Source organism: Spirosoma migulaei (assembly GCF_054776855.1).
On the sequence record NZ_BAAHBG010000001.1, the window covers coordinates 144,442 to 170,050 of the forward strand.

20 protein-coding genes and 1 pseudogene are annotated in these 25,609 nt (G+C 49.2%); 6 read left to right on the forward strand and 15 right to left on the reverse strand.

Features of this window, described 5'->3' with window-relative positions; genetic code table 11:
* Window positions 1-8: 8 nt before the first annotated feature.
* From ACYVGO_RS00520 to ACYVGO_RS00540, 5 genes are all read right to left on the reverse strand, one after another.
* Entirely contained in the window at window positions 9-2,423 is a 2,415-nt protein-coding gene (locus tag ACYVGO_RS00520) for a hypothetical protein (RefSeq protein ID WP_460966734.1), read from the reverse strand.
* A 47-nt stretch (window positions 2,424-2,470) separates the two neighbouring features.
* Window positions 2,471-3,589: a DUF4249 domain-containing protein gene (locus tag ACYVGO_RS00525; RefSeq protein ID WP_460966736.1), complete on the reverse strand. Its 1,119-nt coding sequence runs from the start codon at window positions 3,587-3,589 to the stop codon at window positions 2,471-2,473.
* A 100-nt stretch (window positions 3,590-3,689) separates the two neighbouring features.
* Window positions 3,690-4,811: a DUF4249 domain-containing protein gene (locus tag ACYVGO_RS00530; protein WP_460966737.1), complete on the reverse strand. Its 1,122-nt coding sequence runs from the start codon at window positions 4,809-4,811 to the stop codon at window positions 3,690-3,692.
* 3 nt (window positions 4,812-4,814) lie between these two features.
* Window positions 4,815-7,586 (reverse strand): carboxypeptidase-like regulatory domain-containing protein, encoded by a 2,772-nt coding sequence (locus tag ACYVGO_RS00535; RefSeq protein WP_460966739.1) that lies wholly within the window; start codon window positions 7,584-7,586, stop codon window positions 4,815-4,817.
* A gap of 2 nt (window positions 7,587-7,588) precedes the next feature.
* Window positions 7,589-8,314, reverse strand: coding sequence for a hypothetical protein (locus tag ACYVGO_RS00540; protein ID WP_460966741.1), 726 nt, complete (start codon window positions 8,312-8,314; stop codon window positions 7,589-7,591).
* 274 nt (window positions 8,315-8,588) lie between these two features.
* On the opposite strand from ACYVGO_RS00540, the gene ACYVGO_RS00545 reads away from it, so the two are divergent.
* The 3 genes and pseudogenes from ACYVGO_RS00545 to ACYVGO_RS00555 all read left to right on the forward strand — a co-directional run bounded on the left by ACYVGO_RS00545 (window position 8,589) and on the right by ACYVGO_RS00555 (window position 10,434).
* On the forward strand, window positions 8,589-9,293 hold the full coding sequence (locus ACYVGO_RS00545) for a CoA transferase subunit A (protein WP_460966743.1): 705 nt from the start codon (window positions 8,589-8,591) through the stop codon (window positions 9,291-9,293).
* A 53-nt stretch (window positions 9,294-9,346) separates the two neighbouring features.
* A pseudogene (locus tag ACYVGO_RS00550) lies at window positions 9,347-9,742 on the forward strand (GxxExxY protein).
* A gap of 35 nt (window positions 9,743-9,777) precedes the next feature.
* Window positions 9,778-10,434 (forward strand): CoA transferase subunit B, encoded by a 657-nt coding sequence (locus ACYVGO_RS00555; RefSeq protein ID WP_460966744.1) that lies wholly within the window; start codon window positions 9,778-9,780, stop codon window positions 10,432-10,434.
* A gap of 188 nt (window positions 10,435-10,622) precedes the next feature.
* Here the strand turns inward: ACYVGO_RS00555 and ACYVGO_RS00560 are convergent, their stop codons facing one another.
* Entirely contained in the window at window positions 10,623-11,024 is a 402-nt protein-coding gene (locus ACYVGO_RS00560; protein ID WP_460966746.1) for a VOC family protein, read from the reverse strand.
* A 101-nt stretch (window positions 11,025-11,125) separates the two neighbouring features.
* Here ACYVGO_RS00560 and ACYVGO_RS00565 point away from each other — a divergent pair, with 101 nt between their 5' ends.
* Genes ACYVGO_RS00565 through ACYVGO_RS00575 form a run of 3 tightly spaced genes read left to right on the forward strand, consistent with a single transcriptional unit; the run spans window position 11,126 to window position 13,801 of the window.
* Window positions 11,126-11,602, forward strand: a complete 477-nt coding sequence (locus ACYVGO_RS00565; protein ID WP_142774018.1) for a RidA family protein — start codon at window positions 11,126-11,128, stop codon at window positions 11,600-11,602.
* 3 nt (window positions 11,603-11,605) lie between these two features.
* Window positions 11,606-12,721 carry a D-TA family PLP-dependent enzyme gene (locus ACYVGO_RS00570; RefSeq protein ID WP_460966748.1) on the forward strand — a complete coding sequence of 372 codons (1,116 nt, stop codon included), beginning with the start codon at window positions 11,606-11,608 and terminating at the stop codon, window positions 12,719-12,721.
* A 9-nt stretch (window positions 12,722-12,730) separates the two neighbouring features.
* On the forward strand, window positions 12,731-13,801 hold the full coding sequence (locus ACYVGO_RS00575) for a dipeptidase (protein ID WP_460966749.1): 1,071 nt from the start codon (window positions 12,731-12,733) through the stop codon (window positions 13,799-13,801).
* A gap of 70 nt (window positions 13,802-13,871) precedes the next feature.
* On the opposite strand, the gene ACYVGO_RS00580 is transcribed toward ACYVGO_RS00575, so the two are convergent.
* From ACYVGO_RS00580 to ACYVGO_RS00620, 9 genes are all read right to left on the reverse strand, one after another.
* Window positions 13,872-14,357 carry a hypothetical protein gene (locus ACYVGO_RS00580; RefSeq protein WP_460966751.1) on the reverse strand — a complete coding sequence of 162 codons (486 nt, stop codon included), beginning with the start codon at window positions 14,355-14,357 and terminating at the stop codon, window positions 13,872-13,874.
* Between the two features lie 630 nt (window positions 14,358-14,987).
* Complete coding sequence (locus ACYVGO_RS00585) at window positions 14,988-16,145, reverse strand: aldose epimerase family protein (protein ID WP_460966753.1); 1,158 nt, start codon at window positions 16,143-16,145, stop codon at window positions 14,988-14,990.
* A 108-nt stretch (window positions 16,146-16,253) separates the two neighbouring features.
* Window positions 16,254-16,952, reverse strand: coding sequence for an L-ribulose-5-phosphate 4-epimerase (locus ACYVGO_RS00590; RefSeq protein WP_142774013.1), 699 nt, complete (start codon window positions 16,950-16,952; stop codon window positions 16,254-16,256).
* An 89-nt stretch (window positions 16,953-17,041) separates the two neighbouring features.
* A complete protein-coding gene (locus ACYVGO_RS00595; RefSeq protein WP_460966755.1) occupies window positions 17,042-18,583 on the reverse strand; it encodes an alpha-N-arabinofuranosidase in 1,542 nt (513 codons plus the stop codon).
* Window positions 18,584-18,641: 58 nt separating this feature from the next.
* On the reverse strand, window positions 18,642-20,126 hold the full coding sequence (gene araA / locus ACYVGO_RS00600) for an L-arabinose isomerase (protein WP_460966757.1): 1,485 nt from the start codon (window positions 20,124-20,126) through the stop codon (window positions 18,642-18,644).
* 148 nt (window positions 20,127-20,274) lie between these two features.
* Window positions 20,275-21,909: a ribulokinase gene (locus ACYVGO_RS00605; RefSeq protein ID WP_460966759.1), complete on the reverse strand. Its 1,635-nt coding sequence runs from the start codon at window positions 21,907-21,909 to the stop codon at window positions 20,275-20,277.
* A 240-nt stretch (window positions 21,910-22,149) separates the two neighbouring features.
* On the reverse strand, window positions 22,150-22,851 hold the full coding sequence (locus ACYVGO_RS00610; protein ID WP_460966761.1) for an NUDIX hydrolase: 702 nt from the start codon (window positions 22,849-22,851) through the stop codon (window positions 22,150-22,152).
* A gap of 215 nt (window positions 22,852-23,066) precedes the next feature.
* Window positions 23,067-23,828, reverse strand: a complete 762-nt coding sequence (locus tag ACYVGO_RS00615; protein ID WP_460966763.1) for a rhamnogalacturonan acetylesterase — start codon at window positions 23,826-23,828, stop codon at window positions 23,067-23,069.
* A gap of 130 nt (window positions 23,829-23,958) precedes the next feature.
* A complete protein-coding gene (locus ACYVGO_RS00620; RefSeq protein WP_460966765.1) occupies window positions 23,959-25,602 on the reverse strand; it encodes a RagB/SusD family nutrient uptake outer membrane protein in 1,644 nt (547 codons plus the stop codon).
* Window positions 25,603-25,609: the final 7 nt, after the last annotated feature.

The following is a 25,609-nucleotide window of genomic DNA, read 5'->3' on the forward strand; positions in this document are numbered from 1 at the left end:
GTACCCACCTACTTCGGCGTGTTTAGTACGGTAAACATAACCCGCTGGCTCCCGGCAATCCCGTCTTTTGTTAATCCATTGACCTCTACGAGATAGGTGCCGGTCTGGTCGGAGGTGTAAAATTCAACCCGACCTTTTCCCTGTGTGTTGGTTTGCAGGCTTGGATTCCAATACAGAAGCGTTCGGGCATCGGGCAGGCGGCTGGTCTGTTTGGTTGGGGTTCGGTCGTAGCGGGGTGCGTAAAATTCACGCTGAAGTTGCAGGCCATCATAGTCTACCTTTACCAGACGAGTATCTAGCGGAAAGCCCGCTAAATCGCCTTTGTAGGTCATAAAGCTGATGATGCCATGAAACAGGAATGGACTCAGGTAATAGTAGTTGGTGACTACATCCAACTGCTTTATTTTCAAAGGACTGAATTCAATAACCTTATCCATGTCAAACACGGGTACGCCATCCATCAGTACCAGCGGCTCGTTTTCAAAAATGGCTCGGTAAGGCCCATTCAATACATTCAGGCGGAAATGCCCCTGTCGTTTTCGAGGCATTACCCCCAGCACATACTCCCGAAGAACCTCTTCCATACGGGGAAATCGCGTATAGACATCGAGAAGGTACGATTCGCTGGGAGGACCGTAAAATGCCGCACTGTCAACCGCCGGATAGCTATATTGAATGGCACGATCACCCCAATAGGTTGACTGCACCTGCATGGCCACACTACGGTTCAGCAATTGGTCGGCCTGTGCTTCTGTAATCGCAGGTTCAGGGAGTGGTTTGGCCGGAGGGGCATCGGCAAACGGACTGTTTATCGTTAGCTTAGTAAGGCTATCCACTGGGTTCGTTTGAACAATGAGCGTTTTGGGTCCGTAGAAATCCTGCATTTCAAACTTGATACGTCCCGCCGTATCGGAGCGGGACACATAGAGTCGAACGGGTTTGCCAGGTGTCGATAAATAGGTCTGTATATTGGGCATGGGTTTCCCTGTACCCGGATCGGTTACGGTCCCCTGAACGAGCGCGCCATTGTGTTCGGGAATAAAGCGGACCACTGGCTTCGGCTGGGTTGACAATACATCGTTCCAGCGAAACCGGCGCCAGCCGTGCGTCAGCATCAAATTATCAGTTGCCTGAGCAATTTCGGCTGTTTCGGGCTGGAGGTAGTATTCCGGCGATTCGATAGTGCCCTGCAAATCGGAGGTCATCCATAAGTAACTCAGGATGGTTCCTGAACCGACCGGGGCCAGCGAATCGACCCGATAAACGGCCATGGAGAGGGCTGCCTGACTGGTTTTTGTGGCTGGAGCCAGCACAGAAGCGTCGATGCTTACTTTGGCTCGGGTGGCATACTGGTTCTGATCGGGTTTCAGCGCGAGGGTAAATTGTTGGGCGGGTCGTTTGAAGTACAACCGCTCACAAACCGGCTTTCGGTCGGCATTGAAAATTGTCAGGTGCGAAACACCTTCACCAAGGGCTTTTTTGTCGAGTAAAAACGTGGTCTCGCGTTGAATAGACCGCATTTCTGCCGCTTTAATGACCTGGCGGGTGTGGGCAAACAGATAAACCGAAGAGGGCGCGTCAAGGGTAGTTGCCACGGTGACTTTTAACTGATCGGCACCGCTGTCTTCTAGTCTCATCGTGTAGCCCTGCGGTTGTATGGCAGGTAACGAACGGGTAACAGTCCGGCCTTTATCGTCGCGGAAGAGGACTTTATACGTTGTATTCTCTGATGGTTTTATCGCGAACATGCCAATGCCAAATTGATGCGTGGTAAAGCGGGAAAGGGTATCGTTCTGCCCGTTCAGGACCCAGCCCCGCATATTGGCTCCCCGGCCGGCGGCATCGGCTACCTTAAAGGCTACATTGCTCGTCAGGCCCTGCACAAGATTGCCACCTTCCGGGAAAAACTGGATGTCGTAGTCCGGTACCTGGGGTGACAGGGGTAGACCTAACGGCTTAAATGGATTAACGATCGTTAGTTTTTTTTCGAAGAAGAAATCGGCACTAAAATTCTTCATCCAGTTGGTGTAAGCCCGCAACCGGTACGTGCCGGAATTAAGAGATGCCGGCAGGAAAATGCTCCCATTGCCACCGCCAGCGGCCAGCGCAACTTTGGTTTGCAGAACGGACTTTTGCTCCGTATCCAGCAAGTCAACGTAAGCAACTTTACTCAGGTCGAGCGGCTGATGGAGTGAGCCATCTACATAATAGGCCTTAAACCAGAGTGTCTCACCGACCAGATAAAAGCCCTGATCCGTGTGGACAAACAATTTCTCCTGTAGTGCCTGCCTGCGGTAGGTATCAAAGGATTGTACCAGAGCATTCGCAGATTCCGCCGACTGGCCGAAACTGCCCAGGCTGGTCAATAGCAACAGGCCAGCCAGTAGGTCTCTGGTACTATGCAGAAGTATCTTTGTTGTCATACTGGGCTGGTGGATGATGTGCATGGCATGGCTAGTTCTAAATCGTATCATTCCCAGAAATCAGGTTTTTTGATCACCCCGCCCCGTAAACGACAATCGAGGCAGGCTTCATTGGTAGTGAGGTATAAACCAGGCGAATACCGATCAATAATACCGGGCCGGTCTCGTAGTATATCGCCACCACTCAGGGTATCGATATCACAACTTCCCACCCCTGAATTGGGATACCAGGGTGGCAATTGCGATTTGTTAATGAAAATGCGCTTGCTTTCGACGGTTCCGACCCGGAAAAAGCCCAGCACCAGATTAGTTCCGTCGGACTGCGAATGAATGTTACCCGTAATCTGAGAAGGTTGCGGATCGAAAATAGAGCCGATACTCTGGGTTATTTTGGCCAACTGATCATAATAGTTGTACCCTTCCTGACTCAGCGCAAACTGCCTAACCAGAATACTGTATCTGACACTCAGTCGATCAGACGTACTCGGAAGGTGAATTAGGGGAAACTGGCTGACAATGTCCTGACTGAGCCGCGATGTTGTTGCCAATACGATGTTGGACGAATTTTCGCTGCCCCAGCAGCGAAATACACTCGCGGTACGATCAACAATCTTGTTATTCAGTATCTCAAATGCCGAGGTATAAACCGAATTGTATTCCCAGGTCTGGTCATATTCCCAGCGGTAATAGCGGGTGTTGTTTTTGGGGTCGTGGGTATTTACATTGATCTGTAATCCCTCGTTGTCGGGATACCAGCTAATGCTATCGATGGGTGGCGTTGGTATAACCGGCACGTAGTCGGAATAGTAATCACCTCCCAACGTGGTCTTGATATGAAGCCTATAGCTTTCGCCTACAGCAGGCGTTACGCCAGTTAGTGTATACGAGCCAACGGTACCTTCTTTGAGTGTATAGGTGCTCTTGTTCTGACTCTCGATGGTGACCACTGCCTTGGTTTCGGCGGTAGGTACTTTCGTATCGGTTAGATTCTGGGTGCGTGTTAACTGAATCGTTGTGGTGGTTCCGGCTGCACTATTAAAGAACCCATTCACCACTAAATAGCTGGCAGGGGAAGTGATTTCAGGTGGGCGATATGGATCAACGCACCCGCCAACCAGCAGGAGCATTGCCCATGAAATCCCGTTTATGTACCTGTTTTTTGTCATTTTTTAAAGTTGATTTTAAACACAGAGACACAGAGAATTAAGGAGTTAAAAATCAGTAATTTAATTCTCTGTGTCTCTGTGTTTAAAAAAGCTCAGTTATCTACTCCCAGAAATCAGGTTTTTTGATGACTCCTCCCCGTAGGCGGCAATCAAGACAAGGCTCACTGGTTGTCAGGTATTGGCCTGGTACTAAAAGACTAATAATACCGGGTTGCTCTTTGAGGACGTCGCCGGTGCTCATTGTATCGACTACACAACTACCCAGACCGTTGTTGGTATACCAGGGCGGTAACTGCGCTTTACGAATGAATATGCGTTTACTTTCGATGGTTCCGACCCGAAAAAAGCCCAGCACAAGGTCACCATCGTTTACCGATGAGTGAATGTTGCCAGTAATTTGTGAGGGTTGTGGGTCAAAAATGGAACCGATGCTTTGCGTTATTTTGGCTAGCTGGTCATAATAATTGAATCCCTCCTGACTTAGCCCAAACTGACGAATCAGAATGCTGTATTTGCTTTGTAGTTTAAGTGAAGTGCTGGGTATGTGCGTGATCGGGAACTGGCTGACAACATCCTGACTCAGTCGATTGGTTGTTGTTGTAATGATCGTAGACGAGTTCTCACTTCCCCAGCATTGAAAGACGCTCTCTGTACGATCAACAATCTTATTGTTCTTGATCTCAAACGATGATGTGTATTCAGAATAATACTCCCAGGTACTCTCATACTCATACCGGTAATAGCGCGTATTATTTTTCGGATCGTGGGTGTTCACATTGATTTGCAACCCTTCGTTGTCCGGATGCCAGGTAATACTGTCGATAGGCGGGGTTGTTAATACGGGCACGTAATCGGAATAATACTCCGTCCCTTTCGTCGTCTTAACATGCAGTCGATACGTTTCATTGGCTACGGGTATTACGCCGGTAAGTGTATAGGATCCAACCGTACCTTCTTTCAGGGTATAAATGTCTTTATGGGCGCTCTCAATGGTGACTATCGCCTTGGTTTCGGCCGACGGGGCTTTAGGGTCGGCCAGGTTTTGGGTACGCGATAACTGGATCGTTGTGGTGGTTCCGGCTGCACTATTGAAGAAGCCATTCACCACTAAATAGCTGGCGGGCGACGTAATTTCGGGTGGCCGATAGGGGTCAACGCACCCACCTACCAGCAGAACCAGAAGCCAGGCCAGGAATTTTATAGACGTGTGTTTAAATCCCATAACTTAAAACCTAAAATTATACGTAACTGACGGAATTGGATTGCCAAAAATAGACAGCTGGTAGCTGTTGATCCGGCCATTCTCCGACTTGAAATACACCGAATAGGCATTATGTCGTCCGGTTAGGTTATAGATGGCAACGGTCCACGAACTGTGCGCCAGTTTTTTAACTTTATGATTGCCTTCAATATTCATAGCCAGATCGGCGCGGTAATAGTCGGGAATCCGGTACTGATTGCGCTCCGAATACAGTAGTCTGAGTGAGCCATCCAATACGTATTTCGATACCGGTAAGGTAATTGGCCGCCCGGTGCTATAGGTGAAATTAAGGGATATGCTAAATCGACGATTGATCTTGTAATTCCCAATCATCGTAACATCGTGCGGTTTGTCGTAGTTGCTGGGGTAATAACTTCCCTTGTTAATGATCTCATTGCCAAGCTGATCATTGGTGCGCAGCAAGGTTCGTGAGTAGGTGTAGCTTAGCCAGCCATTGAGTTTTCCCGTCATTTTTTTGATCAGGAACTCAACGCCATAGGCCTTTCCTTCGGCATTGACCACGTCGGTTTCGATGTGATGATTCAGGATCAGTGAAGCCCCGCTTCGGTAGTCCAGCCGATTTTGCATGGTTTTGTAATAGGCTTCTACCGATGTTTCAATGGTATTGGACTGGTTGTTCTTGTAAAACCCGATGGCATACTGGTCGCCAATCTGCGGTTTAACATTTGGGTCGCTCAGTTTCCAGATATCGGTGGGCGAGATGACCGTTGTATTCGAGAGCATCTGGATGTACTGCCGTGTCCGGTTGAAACTGGCTTTTATCGACGCCGTGTTCGACAGCCCATAGCGTATGGCAAACCGGTACTCGGGTCCACTATAATTGCTAATTGCCTTGTTCTTTTCGTAGCTGAGCGTATCGGTAATGGTATCAATCGTTTTAGGCTGGCCCGGAACGTACTGATACACCGACCCTGGCCCTAAATAGGTATAGAACGAATACCGAATCCCTGCGCTAATGGACAGGCGAGGGCTGATATCGAACCGGTCGCCGATGTAAACAGCGCTCTCCAGCCCCTGCTCCGTAGGCACTACGTCGGGCAGAATGAGCGATTCACTGCCCCTGGGTTGAAAATTGCCGGGAGAAAGTTTATAGTAGGTTGAACTAATCCCAAAATCAACGGTGTGCTGATTGGTTGGGAAATAGTTAAAATCGGCTTTCAACTGCGACTGATTAATGGAAAAGCCCAGATCATAGGCATTGACCGGATTTTTATCGCTCGATACGTTGTATTTGTAGCCGCTGTAATTTCCCGTAAAAACGCTGTAGAGCTTATTATTAATGATGTGTTTCCACTTCAGGGTAGCGGTCTGATTCTGATAGCTGTAGGCGGTGTCGCTGTTTAGTTTGAATTTGTCCCTACTCAAATAGCCCGTCAGATAGAACGTATTTCGTTCGTTCATCTCGTGCGTAATGTGCAGGTTCAGGTCGTAAAATTGGGCCTCACTTTTCTTATAGGCTGCATTTTGCAACTGTTTCAGCAACCAGTCGGAGTAGGTTGTGCGAATGCCCGCAATGAACGAGGTTTTATCTTTGATCAATGGCCCTTCGAGTGTCAGGCGACCGGTGAGCAAGCCAATGCCGCCCGAGCCAACAAACTTCTTTTTGTTGCCGTCGCGGGTTTGTACGTCCAGCACCGACGAAAGCCGCCCGCCAAATTTCGCCGGAATGGCGCTTTTGTAGAGTTCGGCGCTCTTGATCATATCGGGATTGAAGGCGGAGAAAAACCCGAACAGGTGTGATGAGTTATAAATTGGAGCGTCGTTGTACAGAATCAGATTCTGGTCGGTAGCGCCCCCTCGCACGTTAAGACCTGTTGAACTTTCACCTACGGTTTTTACGCCCGGCAGTGTCTGGATAACCCGGAGCAGATCGGCTTCGCCCAGGGCAGTAGGAACTTGTTTGATACTTTTGATATCTACCCGTTCCTGACCCATCTGAAGGCCCGAGATGTTTTTATCCTTTTCGGCCTCGATGACCACTTCTTTCAGGGCAATCACATCGTCTTCCATCTCGATGTTGAACTTATCGTCGGAATAGAGGATAATCCGGCGCCGGGTGTCCTTAAGGCCAATGCTGCGTATTTTTAGCTCGTGTCGCCCACGGGGCAGTGTGATTGAATAATACCCAAACTGGTCGGAGACGGTGCCGATTCGTGGGTTTTCAATATAAATAGCGGCCCCTACAATTGGCTCGCCCGAGGCTACGTTCCGTACGAATCCCGCAATGGTTGAACGGCCCGGCCGGATGGGGTTTGTACGTTTCCCTATATCATACACCTTTGTTTCAGGTTCAATATATTTTTTCTGACTTTCGGTCAGATAGGCGCTTGACGTTGAGTCAACTCCAGCGTTTGTACCTCCTCGCTGAAAGAAGCCAATGGGCAGTTCGGTACGAATCAGTCGGTTAGCGGTAATATACACCCGCTGCTGATTATCAATTGCATAGCTGTATTTGGTTCCATTGAAAAGCTGTTGGAGTACCGTTCGCAGGGGCTGATTATCGACCTGCATGTCAACGATCAGGCTATCTACATCAGCTGCGTTGTAGAAAAAACGGTATGGTGTTTGCGTTTCAATCGCCTGCACAAACTGCTCAAAACGCTGGTTCTGAAAGGTACCCCGAAGAGGCTTTTCAACGGGTTTTTGTGCATAAATGGTTGCTCTAAACCCAATGAATAGGAGGGCCAGGAAAATGGTGCGGTAAAATGAAACCATGGTTAGTGGGTTAATTCCTCATAACGTTTAGTCGCTTGGGTAATAGCCGATTCGCGTTGTTCGTCGTTAAATTTAAGTCGATTGGCGCGAAGGTATTTTCGTAATGCTTTTGCCTGGTCGGGAAACAAAGCCAGAAAAGAGCCTTTGGTTTTCACTTCATGGTAATTGCCCTCTTTCTGGATATAAAATCGGTCTTTGAACAAGTAGTCCGCTTTATATGTCCCACTGGAAATATCCTCATGAACCGTTTTTACGCGGTGAGCCAGCACCTTTGCTTTTCCGTTATACAGGATCTCGTAAAAGCCCGTACGGACGCCCAGGGCGCTATCCCCAATGAGTCGGGTAAACTGGTGTTGCCCAATCGTGAACGTACTGATTTTGTTGCTATTCAACTGAAGCCGATAGCCTCCTTCGGGTGGTTGAATGGCGAGTTCGTCGCGAACAATATCGTAGAGCATACGCACATCATGATAGTGTACGTCATTATAGGTGATTGTTCCGGCCTGTAAACTATCAACAAGGTAATACGGATGGATTTTTATCCGGTGATCATGGTTAATGTACCCATTGCCCTCGTAAACATGTTCCTGCTTATACATAGCCTGCTCGTATGAACGGACAGCTTGTTCTTTGGCAAGCAGCACAAATGAACTGTCTGGAGCGGTAGTCTGCCCGGCGGCTCGGGTAGCTAGTGAGAGAAAACAAAGGGTCAATATCGTATACCGCATAGAGCCTGGTTAGCGTAAACGCAACATTCAAGTTGCCAATTCAGATGCAAAAGATAGTATAGAGGGCGCAGAAAACAGTGTTTGCAGGGAGAATTTGTGCTCTAATCTAAAAAAACAGGCCAAATGAATTTCTACTTGGCTTAAAACAGACAATTTCAACTGACTGCCAGGGGCGGTTATAAAATCCACAGAAACCTTAGGTTTGTTTGCTGGTGGTCTTGCTATATTGTGGCATTAATTACCCCAATTCAATCTCAGGTATTCGTGTAAGCTAATGATAAACAAAGTAGTAGCCGGGGCCGATGCGGCTGTTGCCGATATTCCCGATGGAGCCATATTGATGCTGGGCGGTTTTGGCCTGTGTGGCATTCCCGAAAACTGTATTGCAGCTCTGCTCCGAACGGGCGTAAAAAATCTGACCTGCATTTCAAACAATGCGGGGGTCGACGATTTTGGTATTGGTATGCTCTTGAAAACGAGGCAGGTGCGAAAAATGATTTCGTCCTATGTGGGTGAAAATCAGGAATTTGAACGCCAATTGCTGTCGGGCGAGTTACTCGTTGATTTAATTCCACAGGGCACGCTGGCTGAACGGATACGGGCAGGTGGCGCGGGCATTCCTGCGTTTTTTACCCCCGCTGGTGTGGGGACCGAAGTTGCTGAAGGAAAAGAAGTTCGTGAGTTTGATGGAAAGCAGTACCTGCTCGAAAGCTGGCTTAAAGCCGACTTCTCGCTAGTGAAAGCCTGGAAAGGCGACACGATGGGCAACCTGATTTTTAAAGGAACCGCCCGGAATTTCAACCCGATGATGGCGACTGCGGGCCACATCACCATTGCCGAAGTGGAGGAACTGGTACCGGCTGGTGAACTCGACCCCAATCAAATTCATACACCAGGAATTTGTGTCCACCGAATTTTTCAGGGTAGTAACTACGAAAAGCGTATCGAACAACGGACTGTCAGATTTATAGAACGCTGATTTTTAAGATTGTTATGTTTACTTTATGATTTTGTAAGCAATTGTTGCTAATCATGTATACTAACTATCAGCACTCAGATCTTACTCAATTGATAGTAAAAGCATTCTATAAAGTTTACAATACATTAGGCTATGGCTTTCTAGAAAAAGTTTATGAAAATGCAATGTGCCTGGAAATGGAGGACCTAGGCTTAAATTGCATTGCTCAAAAGCCCATCGACGTATAGTATAATCGATAAAAAGTAGGGCTGTATTATGCTGATTTAATGGTTAATGATTGTGTTATTATTGAACTGAAAGCAGCTGCGGGATTAGCACCCGAACACGAAGCACAGTTAATTAATTACCTTAAAGCAACTGATATTGAAGTAGGTATGCTCCTTAATTTTGGTCGTGAGCCCCAACACAAACGTAAAGTATTCAGCAATAATCGAAAAAATCATTATTGATCCTAAAATCATAACGATCTGCGTTCTATACTATAATGTTAGATAAACATCAAATTGCCCGCCGAATTGCACAGGAACTTCGCGATGGCTATTACGTCAATCTGGGCATTGGCATTCCCACACTGGTGGCCAATTACATTCCTGATGGCATGAATGTGGTATTGCAATCCGAAAATGGACTGCTGGGAATCGGGCCATTTCCTACCGAAGATGAAGTTGATCCTGACCTGATCAATGCGGGCAAACAGACGGTTACGATGCTACCGGGTTCATCGCTGTTTAGTTCGGCAGATAGCTTCGCGATGATTCGGGGTGGGCACATCGACCTCACGATTTTGGGGGCGATGGAAGTCTCGGAAACCGGCGATATTGCTAACTGGAAAATTCCGGGCAAGATGGTGAAAGGCATGGGTGGGGCAATGGATCTGGTGGCTTCGGCCAAGAACATCATCGTGGCAATGCAACACGTCAATAAAGCGGGTCAATCGAAACTCCTGAAAGCCTGCTCCTTACCGCTGACGGGTCTCCGTTGTGTCAAGAAAATCATTACAGAGCTGGCTGTACTTGACGTACTTCCTGAAGGCGGATTTAAACTACTGGAAACCGCCCCCGGTGTAACCATCGAGGAGGTTCGGCAGGCTACGGAAGGTAGGTTGATTGTGGAGGGAGCAATTCCGGAGATGCAGTTTTAGGCGAAGCTGGCTATTGGGTTTTCTTGCTGTCAGATGCTTTCATCTGACATACGAGGTTTCTCAAAACCTAACGGTGCCACTAGTAGGTTTTGAGAAACCTAAGCTGTCGGTTATTAGTAACCGACAGCACTAACGAGTAACCGACAGTACTAACGGTAGTAACCAACACCACCGAAAGATATAACAGCTTACACCGTTACACTTTTCGGTTCCAGAAGATCCCACAAATTTCCATACAAATCGGCAAAGACTGCTACCGTGCCATAGGCTTCTTCAATAGGCTCTCTTACGAAATGAATGTCGTTTGCCCGCATGTTATGATAATCCCGCCAGAAGTCATCGGTAAATAAAAACAGGAACACACGACCGCCAGTCTGATTCCCAACTCGGGTTCGTTGTTGCTCGCCATCCGCTTTGGCCAGCAACAAACAGGTTTCGGCAGAGCCAGGGGGAGCTACTAACACCCAGCGTTTTGTCTCGCTCAAGGTCGTGTCTTCCAGAAGGGTGAAGTTGAGCTTTTGGGTGTAAAACTGGATGGCATCATCATAATCATCCACGACGAGGGCAATGTGTGCAATTCGTTGTTTCATGTTGTGGTTTTGTAAATACAGGGCAAGATAGCAACCGGACGCAGAGTTTCGATTAAGTTTGCAAACCCTATGCCTAGAGGGATTACTGACTACCAATTCGTATGGAAACTTCCACTTTATCGCCCGAAGCAGCTTTTGCGCAAACCGGCCTTTCGTTGCCACCCGCTCCCCAGCCATTAGGAGTGTATAAACCGTATCTGATCGATGGCAAATACCTGTATGTATCAGGCCACGGCCCTGTTCAGGATGACAAAAGCCTGATTATTGGTCGCATTGGGGCCGATATGGATATTGAGCAGGGGAAACTGGCCGCCCGTCAGGTGGGCCTGACCATTTTATCGACCATCAAAACTCACCTGGGTAGCCTCGACCGGGTGAAACGCGTGATTAAAGTGCTGGGTATGGTGAACTGTACGGCTGATTTTGGCCGTCATCCTTACGTCATCAACGGATGTAGCGAACTGTTTTCTGCCGTTTGGGGACCCGATAACGGGATTGGTGTACGGTCGGCAGTAGGGATGGGTTCTTTACCCGACAATATTCCGGTTGAAGTAGAAGCCTTATTTGAACTGGTCTGATCGATGGAACAAGCATCCTGGTACCTGATTGATGATGTTGCCCAACTCGATACGCCTGCACTGGTGCTGTATCCCGACCGGGTGAAGCATAATATCGCCCTGCTGAAAAGCACGATCGGTGATGTGAGTCGGTTGCGACCGCATGTAAAAACCAATAAATCGCGGGAAGCCTCCCGACTGCTGCTGGAAGCGGGTATCCGGAAGTTCAAATGTGCCACCATTGCCGAAGCCGAAATGCTGGCCATGATTGGTGCCCCCGATGTGTTGCTGGCCTATCAGCCAAACGAAGCCAAAATGCATCGCCTGCTGGCGTTGATTAAAGCCTACCCAGATACGCATTTTTCGTGTCTGGTCGATACTATTACTACCGCCACCACGCTATCAGAACTAGCGGTGGCGGCTGGCCTGGTTGTACCCGTGTACATCGACCTGAATGTAGGTATGAACCGCACAGGCATTGCGCCGGGCGGGGCTGTACTAACGCTCTATTCCGAACTTGATCAACTGCCGGGCGTTCGGCCAGTAGGCTTACATGCTTACGACGGTCACCTTCGGAATTCCGACCTGGCCATTCGTACGTCTGAATGTGATGCGGCTTTCTGGCCCGTGCAACTGCTCAGCGAAACCCTGACTGCACGCGGATTTGCAAAACCGGTCATTGTAATTGGGGGTAGCCCCACGTTCCCGATTCATGCCAAACGGCCGGATGTTGAGTGTAGTCCCGGTACGTTTATCTATTGGGATAAAGGCTACCAGACCATTTTGCCTGAGCAGGGGTTTCTGCCAGCCGCGTTGGTTGTGTCGCGGGTTATCTCACTCCCGGAATCCTCGAAAATCTGCGTTGATCTGGGGCATAAATCCATCGCTCCCGAAGGCGATTTACTCAGTCGGGTTACGTTTTTGAATGCGCCGGAGTTGAAAGCCGTTGGTCAGAGTGAAGAGCATCTGGTTCTGGAAACAGGGGAGGGGCATTCCTACAAAGTAGGTGATGTATTTTACGGGATACCCAACCACGTTTGCCCAACCGTTGCCCTGTACGAACGGGGCTATACCATCGAAAACGGCCTTACTACGGGTGAATGGCTGGCTGTTTCCCGGGATCGGGTCATTACCATTTAATTTTCTTTCATGTTTACAATAGATGCCCACCTCGACCTGAGTATGAACGCGATGGAGTGGAATCGCGACCTGCGACAGCCGGTTGCGCGCTTGCGCGAACGCGAACACGGTATGACCGATAAGCCAGACCGGGCCAAGGGTACTGTATCGTTGCCTGACTTACGCCAGGGTACCATTGGGTTAGTTGTGGCTACGCAGATTGGTCGTTATGTTGCCCCTGATAACCCACTTCCCGGCTGGCATTCGCCAGAGCAGGCCTGGGCACAAACACAGGCGCAGCGAATCTGGTATGAACAAATGGAAGCCGCCGGTGAGATGATTCAAATCCGGGATCTGGCAGGTCTGGAGAAACACATTGCGCTCTGGAACGATGGAACGCCGAATGAGTCAAAACCGGTGGGTTATATACTAAGCCTGGAAGGTGCCGATTCAATGGTGACACCCGCTTATGTTGAAACGGCCTATAACTATGGCTTGCGGGCTATTGGACCCGCTCACTATGGGCCGGGACGTTACGCACAGGGCACCGATGCCATAGGTTTCATAGGGATGGCCGGACGGGATCTGTTGCTGGAAATGCAACGGTTCAATATGATCCTGGATGCAACTCACCTCTGCGACGATAGTTTCTGGGAAGCGCTCGATTTCTTCACGGGGCCAGTTTGGGCGAGCCACAATAATTGCCGTGCACTGGTCGACCATAACCGCCAGTTTAGCGACGAACAACTTCGGGAACTCATTGCTCGTGATGCCGTTATTGGCGGGGCGTTGGATGCCTGGATGATGGTGCCTGGCTGGGTGCGCGGTCAATCGACCCCCGAAAGCATGAACTGTAATCTGGCCAAAATGATCGATCACCTGGATCATATCTGTCAGATTGCCGGTAACGCCCGCCACATCGGCATCGGCTCGGATTTAGACGGTGCCTTCGGCAAGGAGCAATCGCCTTATGATCTGGAAACTATTGCCGACTTACAGAAAGTGCCCGATTTACTACGCCAGCGGGGTTACACTGAGGAAGATATTGCCAATGTTATGCACGGTAACTGGTTGCGGTTTTTGCGGAGAGTATGGGCGTAAAGTAGAACCACATGGGTGGCTCCAGCAGATTGTTATGATGATTACGATTTTGCAGGTTTTATCACTGAAGCTATTTAAGCCTTCTCAACTGCTCAATGTCATCTATATCCTTTTGCCTTGGTGTAGTCAGTTTATCTTGGATTAAATCGTCTAAGCTTATAAATGGAATGTCAACGCCATCATATTGAGCCACTTTCTTCTTTGCAAAAGATACACTGAATTTTAAGGGGGCTTTTATAGTTGGAAGAAGATCAAGCGTATAATCCTCAAATTCTAATTTGAAGAAAGACGTCTTAGGATTAGGGGAAAAATCGTCTCTATATTTTGTTACATCTTTCCCTAGCTCCTCTAAGGCATTAATTAGATTGAAATAGTTCGGATAGGTTGGATTGTACCAAAAATCTAAGTCAGGTTTGTCTACAATTTCTCCCTTTGTATTTGTTGATTTTCTAGAATACCCATAATACGCTACGGCAGTGCCGCCCACAATCATATATTCTACAAAATTTCTTTTAAATATAGCGAATATCTCAAGTATGGAACTGTTATACTGCATACACAGTATGTTTGTCTACTGCCTTATTATTCTCTGTAGACGGGGTATCACTGACATGTGCGTTCCTCAAAAGACTTATGAATTCCTCAAATCGATCATGACGTTCCATCGATTTAGCAGAAGCCGGATTGATCGATTCTGAGTGATCTTTCAGTTCCTCAAAGCTATTATAATGCTTTAGCTCTTCCATGGCAAAGGCGCTTTGTTATCTCTAACTATGCCGAATATACAAACGTATTTTTTTTAGCAACAAGAATAAGCTCAAAAAGATTGTCAATGTGTTGAAATCTAAGGTATTTGGTCGCCATAATGTACTGAGGTGAGTTAATGGAAATGCCGAATCCAAAATTGAAATTATGGACTAATAATCGGTTGCTGCGCTTCAACAGCCAGCAAATATATCGTCACCGACTCACCGATGGCGGCAATCCAGTTGCCATAATCAGCAATAGCCTGGAGCCGTCGTTCCAGCACAGGATTGTAACCCCTGGGTATAGTAGCCCGTTCGGTAATGGGTTAATCTGACATTGGATTTTAACCGCAAAGGGCGCTAAGATTAACGCAAAGAACGCAATGGACATACCCTTAGCGTTCTTTGCGAAACCTTAGCGCCCTTTGCGGTTAAAAAATCTACTTCTTCGACGAGAATTGGTAAATCGTGGTGGATTTGTAGGTCTCACCAGGCCGCAGTGTCGTTGTTGGGAAGTTAGGCTGGTTTGGAGAATCAGGATAGTGCTCTGTTTCCAGGCACAAAGCATACCGCTTTTTGTAGGGGAATCCCTCACGACCAGTCAATGTTCCGTCCAGGAAGTTACCGGTGTAGAACTGAATGGCAGGTTGCGTTGTGCGCACATCCATGACGCGTCCGCTGGTGGGTTCATAGACCGTAGCCGCCAGTTTCAGCGAATCGCCTGTACCGTTTAGCACCCAGCCATGATCATAGCCTCCGCCGTATTTGATCTGTGTGTCGGTCGAATCGTTGATGCGCGTACCAACAACCGTTGGCTTCGTGAAATCGAAGGGTGTCCCCGCAACAGGTTGTAGTTTGCCCGTTGGAATCAGCGTTTTGTCGATCGGGATAAACTTGTCGGCGTAGAGCGTCACGACGTGGTCGAGAATGTCGCGCTTGGCACCGCCAGTGAGGTTGAAGTAAGTGTGATTGGTCAGGTTGACAACCGTTGGCTTGTCGGTAGTTGCCTGGTAATCAATCTTGAGGGCGTTATCTTTTTGCAATGTATACGTTACCTCTACCGATAAATTGCCCGGATAACCTTCTTCGCCATCTTTCGATACATAGGTAAGCTTGAGCGCAGGTTCGTCGCCTTCAACGGGTGTGGCGGTCCAGAGAACTTTATCGAACCCTTTGGTACCTCCATGCAGGTGATTGCCAAAGTTGTTGGTAACGAGCGTGTATTGCTTGCCATCCAGCGTAAACTTCCCTTTGGCAATCCGGTTGCCATACCGACCCACTAAGGCACCAAAATAAGGTACTCCTTTTACGTAGCCCGCCAGCGAATCCATCCCCAGGGTAACATCCTCAAATTTGCCATTTCGATCAGGCGTCGTTAGCGACACAATGATGCCGCCGTAGTTGGTGATGCTGACGGTCATGCCCGATTCGTTATGCAACGTGTATAAATCAGCCGTTTGGCCATCGGGCAGTTGGCCGTATGCGGCTTTTTCGATTCCCGGCTTTTGCTCGGTTGTTTCTTTTTTGGAAGTGCAGGAATTCATGGTCACGCAACCCGCTAACAGGGCCAGAGATAAAAATTGAGTCAAAAATTTCATGAACGAGTAAGGGGTTTGGGAAATGGATATTTGTCTGTGGTACGCCACCCGACACCACAGACAAAGTCTGTTTGTCGGCTATACTACTACAAAAATAGAATCAATGCCTCAACACCCTTGCCCGTAATAGGCATCTTTCCCGTGCTTGCGTTCGTAATGTTTCAGCCGGAGGGTGTCTTTTATACGGGGTGTGTTTGGGTTAATCTGCAAGGTCAGGTACGCCATACGAGCGAGTTCTTCGAGCACGGCCGAATTATAGACGGCTTTCTCCGCAGTTTTTCCCCAGGTAAATGGCCCATGATTTTGCAGGAGCACCATTTCCATTTCGGTATACAGCAGCCCTTTTTCCGCGAATGCATTAAAGATCTGATGGCCTGTTTCGTGCTCGTAATCGCCCTGAATCATCTCGTCGGTCAGGGCGGGAGCGCAGGGGATGTCCTGATGCGTATGATCGGCGTGGGTGGTTCCGAAAATAGGAATGTCCATTCCCGCCTGCGACCAGGCCACCGCATGGGTACTGTGGGTGTGTGAAATGCCGCCAATTTTCTCCCAGGTTTTGTAGAGCAGGGCATGGGTCTTCGTATCCGACGACGGACGCATCGTGCCTTCAACCACCTTCGCATCGTAGTCACAAATGACAATGTCGTAAGGCGTCAGTTCGTCGTAGGGAACGCCACTGGGTTTGATCGCGAATACCCCCCGTTCACGGTCTACGGCGCTTACATTGCCAAACGTAAACAACACCAGGCCCAGCTTGGGGAGTTGCATATTGGCTTCGTAACATTCTTCTTTTAAGGATGTGTACATGGTTAAAGAGCGAAAGAGTGAATGAGCGAAAGAGTGGATGAGTACTCGAGACACGGATTCGCTCTGTCACTCATTCACTCTTTCACTCTTTAAAGTTCTAACACTACCACCGAAACGGGCGGCAGGGTTACTGTTACATTATCGCCGGAGAGTTTGGCACCATTGAAGGCGACCGGCTTGATTTTAGTCAGGTTCTCGAACGTATTATGATCGTGTACGTTGGCGGAGGTCAGGATGCGTCCGGTGATGCCCGCGGCTTTTAACCCCTTTAGATCCACCGAAATATCCTGCGGTTTGTTCGGGTCGATGTTCACGAGTGAGATATGCACCTTACCGGCCTTATCGCGGGACGCGGAAACGGATACGGCAGGTAATTTTTCCTTATCCATAACAAAATCGTCCGATTTCACGTCAACGGGCAGCATCGTTGCATCCTGATGGACATTATACATTTCCAGGACGTGGTAAGTAGGCGTTAGCAATATCTTGTCGCCTTTGGTCAGAATGACCGCCTGTAATACATTGATGGCCTGTGCCAGATTCGCCATGCGGACACGTTCGCAGTGTTTATGGAAAATGTTGAGCGTGGCTCCCGCCAGAACGGCATCGCGCATGGTATTCTGCTGATACAGGAACCCTGGATTGGTGCCGGGCTCGACATTGTACCAGCCACCCCATTCATCCACGATCAGGGCTATTTTCTTCTCTGGGTCATACTTGTCCATTACGGCCGAGTGCTTTTCGATTAACTCGTCCATCAGCAATGCCTGTTGCATGGTTTTGAAGTACTCCTGATCGGAGAACTGCGTAGCCGAACCTTTTTTGCCCTCGCCCCACGACAGCACTGAATAATGGTGCATGGCCAGGCCTTCCATCATGCTGGCGGGAATATTTTTCATGAGGGTTTCGGTCCAGGTATAATCGTTGTCGCTGGCTCCTGATGCAATCCTGAAAATACGTTCCTTGCCCACCCGGTTGTTCATAAAGGTGCTGTACTGACGGTACAGGTTAGCATAGAAATCCGGTTTCATATTGCCGCCACAACCCCAGGCTTCGTTGGCTACACCCCAATAGCGCACATTCCAGGGAGCCTGTCGGCCATTCTGCTGGCGCAGGTTCGACATGGGACTGTTCTTTTCAAAGTTTACATATTGAACCCAATCCGACAATTCCTGTACGGTGCCGCTCCCCACGTTACCGGCCAGATACGGCTCCGTTCCCAGGAGTTCGCACATGTTCAGGAAATCATGGGTGCCGAAACTATTATCTTCAGTAACGCCACCCCACCAGGTATTGACAATTTTAGGCCGTTTGGCTTTGGGACCAATACCATCTTTCCAATGATACGTATCGGCGAAACAGCCACCCGGCCAGCGGAGGTTCGGAATCTTTAGCTTTTTGAGTGCATCGACCACATCCAGCCGAACCCCGTTTTTATTAGGGATTTTCGTGTTGCCATCGCCCACATAAAAACCATCGTAAATAGAACGGCCCAAATGCTCGGCGAAGTGGCCGTAGATATGACGACTAATGACGTGTTTGCCCTCGCTGGCATTGATCGTCGCTTTGTTCTGGGCTGAAGCCATCAGGCTGCTCCCGGCAACAAGGAAGGTTAGGAGTTGTTTTTTCATAGGAAAAGGTTGGGTTTCTTGTGATAGCGCGAACGTCCTCGTTCGTGCTATCTTAAAGCTACCGGTAAGCGGCTTCGCTCCAGCGCAGTTCGTTCTTTAACTGCCGAAGATTTGTGTTGCGGTCGATGACTACTAATTCGACACCGAAGATGTCGGCAAAGTCTTCGATTTGATCGGTCGTCAGATTCTGGCTGTAAACCGTGTGGTGGGCACCACCCGCCAGAATCCAGGCTGCACAGCCGGTTTGCATATCGGGCATGGGTTTCCAGATGGCACGTGCTACGGGCAGTTTCGGTAGTGCTTCCGGCACCTCAACCGCTTCTACTTCGTTGACCAGCAGTCGGAACCGGTTGCCCATGTCGATGAGCGATACGTTGATGGCTGGCCCAGCCGGTGCGTTAAATACCAGGCGAACAGGATCTGCTTTGCCACCAATACCCAATGGGTGAATCTCGCAGGTTGGTTTGCCAGCCGCGATAGACGGGCAGATTTCGAGCATATGCGAACCCAGCACCAATGGATTTACCGGATCGAAATGATAGGTATAGTCTTCCATGAACGAGTTGCCGCCTTTCAGGCCAGCAGCCATCACTTTCATCGTGCGAACCATCGCCGACGTTTTCCAGTCGCCTTCTCCACCGAAGCCGTAGCCATCGGCCATCAGGCGTTGCGAAGGAATACCCGGTAGTTGAGTCATGCCGTGCAAATCTTCGAACGTATCGGTGTAGGCCGTGAAATTGCCATCTTTCAGGAAGGCCCGCATGCCAATCTCGATCTTGGCCGCATCACGTAGGGAACTATGCTGTGCTCCACCTTTCAACAGCGAGTCCATTAGCGTGTAGCTATCCGCATATTCGGCGACGAGCCGGTCGATTTCGGCGTCCGTCACCTGATTGATAACGGCTACCAGATCGCCAATGCCATGCGTATTCACCGACATGCCGAAGGTCATTTCGGCGGCAACTTTATCGCCATCGGTTACGGCTACCTGCCGCATGTTGTCACCAAAACGAACCACTTTCATGGTTTTTAGCTCAAAAGCGGCCACTGCGACCCGGCTCCAGGAAGCAATCTTGTCGATCACATCCTGCTCCTGCCAGAAACCAACGACGATTTTGCGATTCAAACGCATGCGTGACATGATGAACCCAAACTCCCGGTCGCCGTGCGCCGACTGGTTGAGGTTCATGAAATCCATGTCGATATCATTCCAGGGAATATCCCGGTTAAACTGCGTATGCAGGTGAAGCAGTGGCTTTTTCAGGACGCTCAACCCCCGAATCCACATTTTGGCGGGCGAAAACGTGTGCATCCAGGTAATGATACCGACGCAGTTGGGCGCTACATTGGCTTCCTGACAAATGGCATAAATTTCGTCCGGCGTTTTCACGACGGGCTTAAAAACCACGCGTACCGGTATTTTATCACCCAGAAAATTGGCGATGATGAGCGAGTGGGCATCAACTTGCTTCAGGGTTTCTTCCCCGTATAAATGCTGGCTTCCGGTTACGAACCAGACTTCAAATTGTTTTAAATCGATCATTATAATACTGTTTTTTGTGGTGTCAGCTTCTTAAAGCTGACGTGTGCGGTTTCTCAAAACCGCGTTTTACATTTATTCAGACGGTTTTGACCGGCTGGCGTCCCAGAAACCGCTCTGTGTCAGGTTGAAGAACCTGACACCACTTGTGTTATTTGCCTTCTATAAAGGCACCCAATTTCAAATACTTCGCATACAACGTCTCGTACACGGCCACGTTGTCGGGGCGGGGGATGTATTCGGCATCGAAACCGGAACCCATGGCTTGCTGGGCGGCTTCCATGGTAGGGTGAACGCCAGCCGCTACGGATGCACACATAGCCGCACCGAGGGCGCAAGCCTGGTCGGCACTAGCTACCTGGATGGGCTTATTCAGCACATCGGCGAGGGTTTGCATGACGAAGGGCGATTTTTTGGCTACACCGCCAATGGCGATTACCTTTTTGATGGGGACACCTTCCTCAATAAACCGGTCAACGATACTACGGGAGCCAAAGGCCGTTGCTTCGACCAGTGCCTTAAACACTTTGGGGGCGTCGGTACCCAGGTTCAATCCGGCAATGGCTGCCTTAAGCGTGTGATTGGCATCGGGTGTCCGGCGACCGTTGATCCAGTCGAGCGCAATCACATCATTCCCGGTAACGGGCAACTTAGCGGCTTGTGCCGATAGGTGTGGAATTAGTTGTTGGCTTAACGTTTCGGCGGCTTCTGCTCCCAGCAATTCGCGCACCGGACCGGTAATCAAACGGGCGAACCAGGCATATACATCCCCAAATGCAGACTGTCCTGCTTCCAGGCCGAGCATCCCCGGTGCCACCGACCCATCGACCTGGCCACAAATTCCCCGAATAAGCCGGTGGCCGATTTCCTCGTTGGGGGCCATCAGAATGTCGCAGGTGGAGGTGCCAATGATGCGCACGAAGGCGTAGGGTTCAATTTCGGCACCGATCGCGCCCATATGCGCATCAAAGGCACCTATACCGATCACTACGTTTGTCGACAGTCCCAGTTTTTCTGCCCATTCAGGGGATAGCTTGCCCATGGCCTGATCGGAAGTATACGTATCCGTGAATAGCCGATCACGTAATCCACTGAGTAACGGATCAAGTTTAGTCAGAAATTCATCGGAAGGAAGTCCGTCGAACTCGCTATGCCAGAGCGCTTTATGGCCAGCCGCACAGCGGGAGCGCCGGAGGGTTAGCGGATTGGTGTTGCCCGTCAACACCGCCGATATCCAATCGCAGTGTTCGACCCAGGAAAACGCGTGTTCACGAACGGCTTCATCGACCCGGAGCGTTCGTAGCATCTTGGCCCAGAACCATTCTGAGGAATAAATACCACCAACATATTTGGTGTAATCCGTATCCCAATGGTGTGCCAGGGTATTGATTTCCTCTGCTTCGGCGTTGGCGGTATGGTCTTTCCAAAGAATGAACATGCCGTTTGGGTTCTCCGCAAAATCAGGCCGTAAGGCTAGAGGGAGGCCGGTTTCATCGACGGGGCCGGGTGTAGAACCCGTGGTGTCAATGGAAATGCCTACCACCTGCTGGCGAACTTCGTCGGGAGCCTGTGCTAACGCACCCGATATGGTTTCCGTTAGTCCTTCGAGGTAGTCGAGTGGGTGCTGCCGAAACTGCGAGCTGGCTGGGTCGCAGTACAGTCCCTGTTTCCAGCGAGTGTATTCGTGAACGTGCGTTCCTACGGTTTCGCCCGTTTGGGCATTCACAACTAAGGCTCTGACCGAATCGCTACCAAAATCGACGCCGATAACGTATTGATTATTCATAGATAAGGGTACTCGGGTTGACTAAAAAGTACGGTTTTAGTAGCAGGGACTTACAGTTTTGTTGAATAGTGTGTTTGTGACACAATATTACAGCGCTTTTGTGTTATTTTCATGGAAAATGCAATTATTATTTGTTGGGACCGTCTAAAAACCCCTAAATCCCCTGAAGGGGACTTTATCTAAGAGTGAGCAATGTCCCCTTCAGGGGATTTAGGGGTTTTTAGACGGCTTCCTAAGGAATTATGAAAGCGTTAACTCCGGGAAGAAACTGACATAATCGGTCAGGTATTGCTGGTATTTCTCGGTGTTTAGTTTGTAGAGCTTTCCTTTTTTGGTCACCGAGTTCGTGTCTTTCTCTCCGGTATCAGTCAGGAGTTCCGTCGACATAATTTTCCGGCTGAAGTTCCGACGGTCGAGCTGGGTGTTGTAGATGGCTTCGTACACCTTCTGAAGCTGCGGAATGGTGAACTTATCGGGCATAAGTTCAAAGCCGATAGCGTGCAAGGCCGCCTTGTATCGCAGTTGACGCATTGCCTGATCAACCATCGCATTATGGTCGAAAATCAGATCCGGCTTTTCACTCAGGTTAATCCAGTAGGCATTATGCGCGTTGATAGCATTGACGTCCTGCTCCTGAATATTGACCAGCGCGTAATACACGACCGAAATGGTTCGCTCCACCGGATCACGGTTTATCGCGCCGAAGGTTTGTAACTGTTCGAGGTAGTTATTCGTTAACCCTGTGAGATCATACAGGATACGCTGGGCGGCAGCCTCCAGGTCTTCTTCTTCCTTCAAAAAGCCACCCATTAATGACCATTTGCCACGTTCGGGATCGAAGTTTCGTTTAATGAGTAGTAGCTTCAGTTCTCCGCCATCGAAACCAAAAATGATACAATCTAATGCAACCAGAATTCGGTTCGGGTGTGTATAATGAATCATAGGGCAACGGGTTGTAAAGCGTGCGTCCCGAAATAGTGATACAGGATAAGCTAATTAGTGCTTTAAGCTAATCAGGCAAGCCAATATACTGTTGAGGGATGAATTTTTAGTTTACATAACTCGTTCTAAAAAACATTTATACGCTTCTGGTAAATTCCTTTCCTGGGTTATCGCAATAAATGGATAAAGTGCAAAACGTTGGTTGGGTATTCCTGCTATTTCGTTTCTCGTTTCACAACCCGATCGGCCAGATCCAATTTTAACGTTCGAATAGTAGCCAATACTAACTCGGCCATTCTGCGGGCTCCGAGTTCATTGAAGTGCGTATTGTCTACTTTACCATCGGGGTAGTTTGGGTGTTCGCCGGGTGCTAGCTGGAGAAAGAGCAGTTTAGAATTTTCGGGGCCGAAGGTTTGCAGAAGTTCCTGACTTTGTTTGTCTAAATCAATCAGTGGGGTTTTGTATTCACTGGCCACAGCCCGCACCAGTTCGGAATAAAGCGTATGGGTGCCTTCTATCTTTCCGGCGGCATCAAACTGGCGTCGGGCAACGGGGGTGATGAGTACCGGATTGGCTTTCTTGGCCCGACTTTCGGTGATGAATCGAATCAGGTTTTTCCTGAACTCGTCTTCGGTGGTATAGCTTTTCTTGGTTTTTACCTCGTCGTTATGGCCAAACTGAATCAGTACATAATCGCCTTCGTTGAGGTTGTCGGCTACGGGTTGCCAGCGGTTTTCCTCAATGAAGGTTCGGGTACTGCGGCCATTCATCGCCCGATTATCAACGGTTACGCTTTCATTGAAAAAATGGGCAAATGGCATTCCCCAACCCGTTTCGGGATAGGCCTTCACGTCCTTGATCGACATGGTCGAATCGCCGATGAGGTAGACGGTGATTTTGCCGGGCGGGGGTGTAAACGCCAGCAAAGCGGTAAGGCCGAGTGAGGCAGTGAGTTGGAGAAAGCGGCTTCGGTTCATGCTATATAGTAATGGATAATGAATAATGAATAATGAATAATGAATAATGAATAATGGCCATTTGGGTACCCATTTTACATTATCCATTATCCATTATTCATTGTCCATTATCCATCATTCATTCTATTGTCTACTGATACCCCTGATTTTGGGCAAACTCTGTTTTGTTGGTTACGGCATCCAACTGCGTTTGCGGAATGGGACGCAGGACGTGATAATCCTGGATATTGACGGCATTATCAGGCGCATAGGCTTTAACACGTTCCACCAGCTTGCCAGTACGCTTCAGGTCGAACCAGCGGATTTGCTCTCCGGCCAGTTCGCGGGCGCGTTCGTCCAGAATGAAATCGAGCGTTACCTGTGTCGACGTAATCTGCATGGCGGCCGCTTTACCTGCTTTCGCAGCCCGGGTGCGCAATACGTTGATGTAATCGGCAGCGGCCTGCAAGTTCCCTAACTTCATCTGGGCTTCGGCAGCAATCAGGTAGACTTCGGCCAGGCGGATAACAAACACATCACGGGCGCTTTGGGCTTCGTTCAGACTAGGCCGGGTCGGGTCCATAAATTTCGACAGGCTTGGGTAGCGTAGGTTGTCTTTTACGGTTCCGTTGGCATTGTAAATCTTGCTTCGGTCATACGTCTGGTATTTGCGGGTAGCCTCAAACGCATCGGGAATTTCTTTCCGGGTGCAATACACCGCCGTATCGCCCAGGTTCATGCCGGCAGGACGAGTGGTTGAATTGGCATACCATACTTCATTGAACGAACCTTCGTAACGAGCGTCATCGTCGCTGTACAGATCCAGCAGGAAGCGGGTAGGCATGTAGCGGTTGAACGGACGGCCATTCAGGATGTCACGTACCATACCGGGTCGGTCGTCGTATTTCATGAGGTACAACAGGTGCGCGTTGTTGCTGCCCCGGCTGTGTCCGTAGGGGTTGAAGGTCGTATTGGCCAGGTCATCGAGAGCCAGGTTTGCCGAATAATCCACGACATAAATAGCCTCCTTGGTTTTCAGATTGCTCATCTTCCAGAGGTCGGCGTAATTGGCTTCCAGTTTGTAGGTATTGCTTGCGATTACGGCCTGCGCCATTTCCAGGGCTTCTTTGTTCATGCCCCGTGTTAGGTACATCCGGGCCAGAAACGCCTGAGCAGCTCCTTTGGTCACTTTACCGTATTGTGGCTGAGTAACGGGCAGGTTGGCAACGGCTATTTTCAAATCTTCAAAAATCAGGTTGTAAAATGTTTCAACGGGTGTGCGATTGGCCGTTGAAACAATGCCATTGGTCTCCTCAGTCGTGAAGTGAACCCCACCCCAGGTTTCAACGATATGCCAGTAATAGAAGGCACGCAGAAACCGAAGTTCACCTTCCCGGATGGGCCGCAAAGTAGCCGACAGCCCCGCTTTATCGATGCGGTTTATACCCCCGTTACATAGATTAATGGCAGCATAGAACTCGCGCCATTCCGTAGTCAAATAGGCATCACTACCCTGAAGGTTCAGGTACTGAGTAAGTCCCCGGTCGGTTTCACCCGATCCGCTGGTCCAGATGTCGGTGCCGGTTTCGGCGATGTTGTGCGCTTCTTCCTTGCCATACCACCAGCGCTGATAGGTGTAGGCCGCGTTGACTAAGGTTTCAAAGCCCTCGGGGGTGGTGTACACCGTTTCGGCGGTCAGGCCGCTGGGGTTATATTCCTCCAGGACATCGTTACACGAGAAAAGGGTAAGCAGAGACAGTGTCAATAACCCCGTTTTTAAAAGAAATGCGTTCATGATCGAT

Bases quoted from the DNA above. Each gene is read 5' to 3' on its own strand.
- ACYVGO_RS00520 (WP_460966734.1), bottom strand. From the start codon at position 2,423: ATGACAACAAAGATACTTCTGCATAGTACCAGAGACCTACTGGCTGGC.
- ACYVGO_RS00525 (WP_460966736.1), bottom strand. From the start codon at position 3,589: ATGACAAAAAACAGGTACATAAACGGGATTTCATGGGCAATGCTCCTG.
- ACYVGO_RS00530 (WP_460966737.1), bottom strand. From the start codon at position 4,811: ATGGGATTTAAACACACGTCTATAAAATTCCTGGCCTGGCTTCTGGTT.
- ACYVGO_RS00535 (WP_460966739.1), bottom strand. From the start codon at position 7,586: ATGGTTTCATTTTACCGCACCATTTTCCTGGCCCTCCTATTCATTGGG.
- ACYVGO_RS00540 (WP_460966741.1), bottom strand. From the start codon at position 8,314: ATGCGGTATACGATATTGACCCTTTGTTTTCTCTCACTAGCTACCCGA.
- ACYVGO_RS00545 (WP_460966743.1), top strand. From the start codon at position 8,589: ATGATAAACAAAGTAGTAGCCGGGGCCGATGCGGCTGTTGCCGATATT.
- ACYVGO_RS00555 (WP_460966744.1), top strand. From the start codon at position 9,778: ATGTTAGATAAACATCAAATTGCCCGCCGAATTGCACAGGAACTTCGC.
- ACYVGO_RS00560 (WP_460966746.1), bottom strand. From the start codon at position 11,024: ATGAAACAACGAATTGCACACATTGCCCTCGTCGTGGATGATTATGAT.
- ACYVGO_RS00565 (WP_142774018.1), top strand. From the start codon at position 11,126: ATGGAAACTTCCACTTTATCGCCCGAAGCAGCTTTTGCGCAAACCGGC.
- ACYVGO_RS00570 (WP_460966748.1), top strand. From the start codon at position 11,606: ATGGAACAAGCATCCTGGTACCTGATTGATGATGTTGCCCAACTCGAT.
- ACYVGO_RS00575 (WP_460966749.1), top strand. From the start codon at position 12,731: ATGTTTACAATAGATGCCCACCTCGACCTGAGTATGAACGCGATGGAG.
- ACYVGO_RS00580 (WP_460966751.1), bottom strand. From the start codon at position 14,357: ATGCAGTATAACAGTTCCATACTTGAGATATTCGCTATATTTAAAAGA.
- ACYVGO_RS00585 (WP_460966753.1), bottom strand. From the start codon at position 16,145: ATGAAATTTTTGACTCAATTTTTATCTCTGGCCCTGTTAGCGGGTTGC.
- ACYVGO_RS00590 (WP_142774013.1), bottom strand. From the start codon at position 16,952: ATGTACACATCCTTAAAAGAAGAATGTTACGAAGCCAATATGCAACTC.
- ACYVGO_RS00595 (WP_460966755.1), bottom strand. From the start codon at position 18,583: ATGAAAAAACAACTCCTAACCTTCCTTGTTGCCGGGAGCAGCCTGATG.
- araA (WP_460966757.1), bottom strand. From the start codon at position 20,126: ATGATCGATTTAAAACAATTTGAAGTCTGGTTCGTAACCGGAAGCCAG.
- ACYVGO_RS00605 (WP_460966759.1), bottom strand. From the start codon at position 21,909: ATGAATAATCAATACGTTATCGGCGTCGATTTTGGTAGCGATTCGGTC.
- ACYVGO_RS00610 (WP_460966761.1), bottom strand. From the start codon at position 22,851: ATGATTCATTATACACACCCGAACCGAATTCTGGTTGCATTAGATTGT.
- ACYVGO_RS00615 (WP_460966763.1), bottom strand. From the start codon at position 23,828: ATGAACCGAAGCCGCTTTCTCCAACTCACTGCCTCACTCGGCCTTACC.
- ACYVGO_RS00620 (WP_460966765.1), bottom strand. From the start codon at position 25,602: ATGAACGCATTTCTTTTAAAAACGGGGTTATTGACACTGTCTCTGCTT.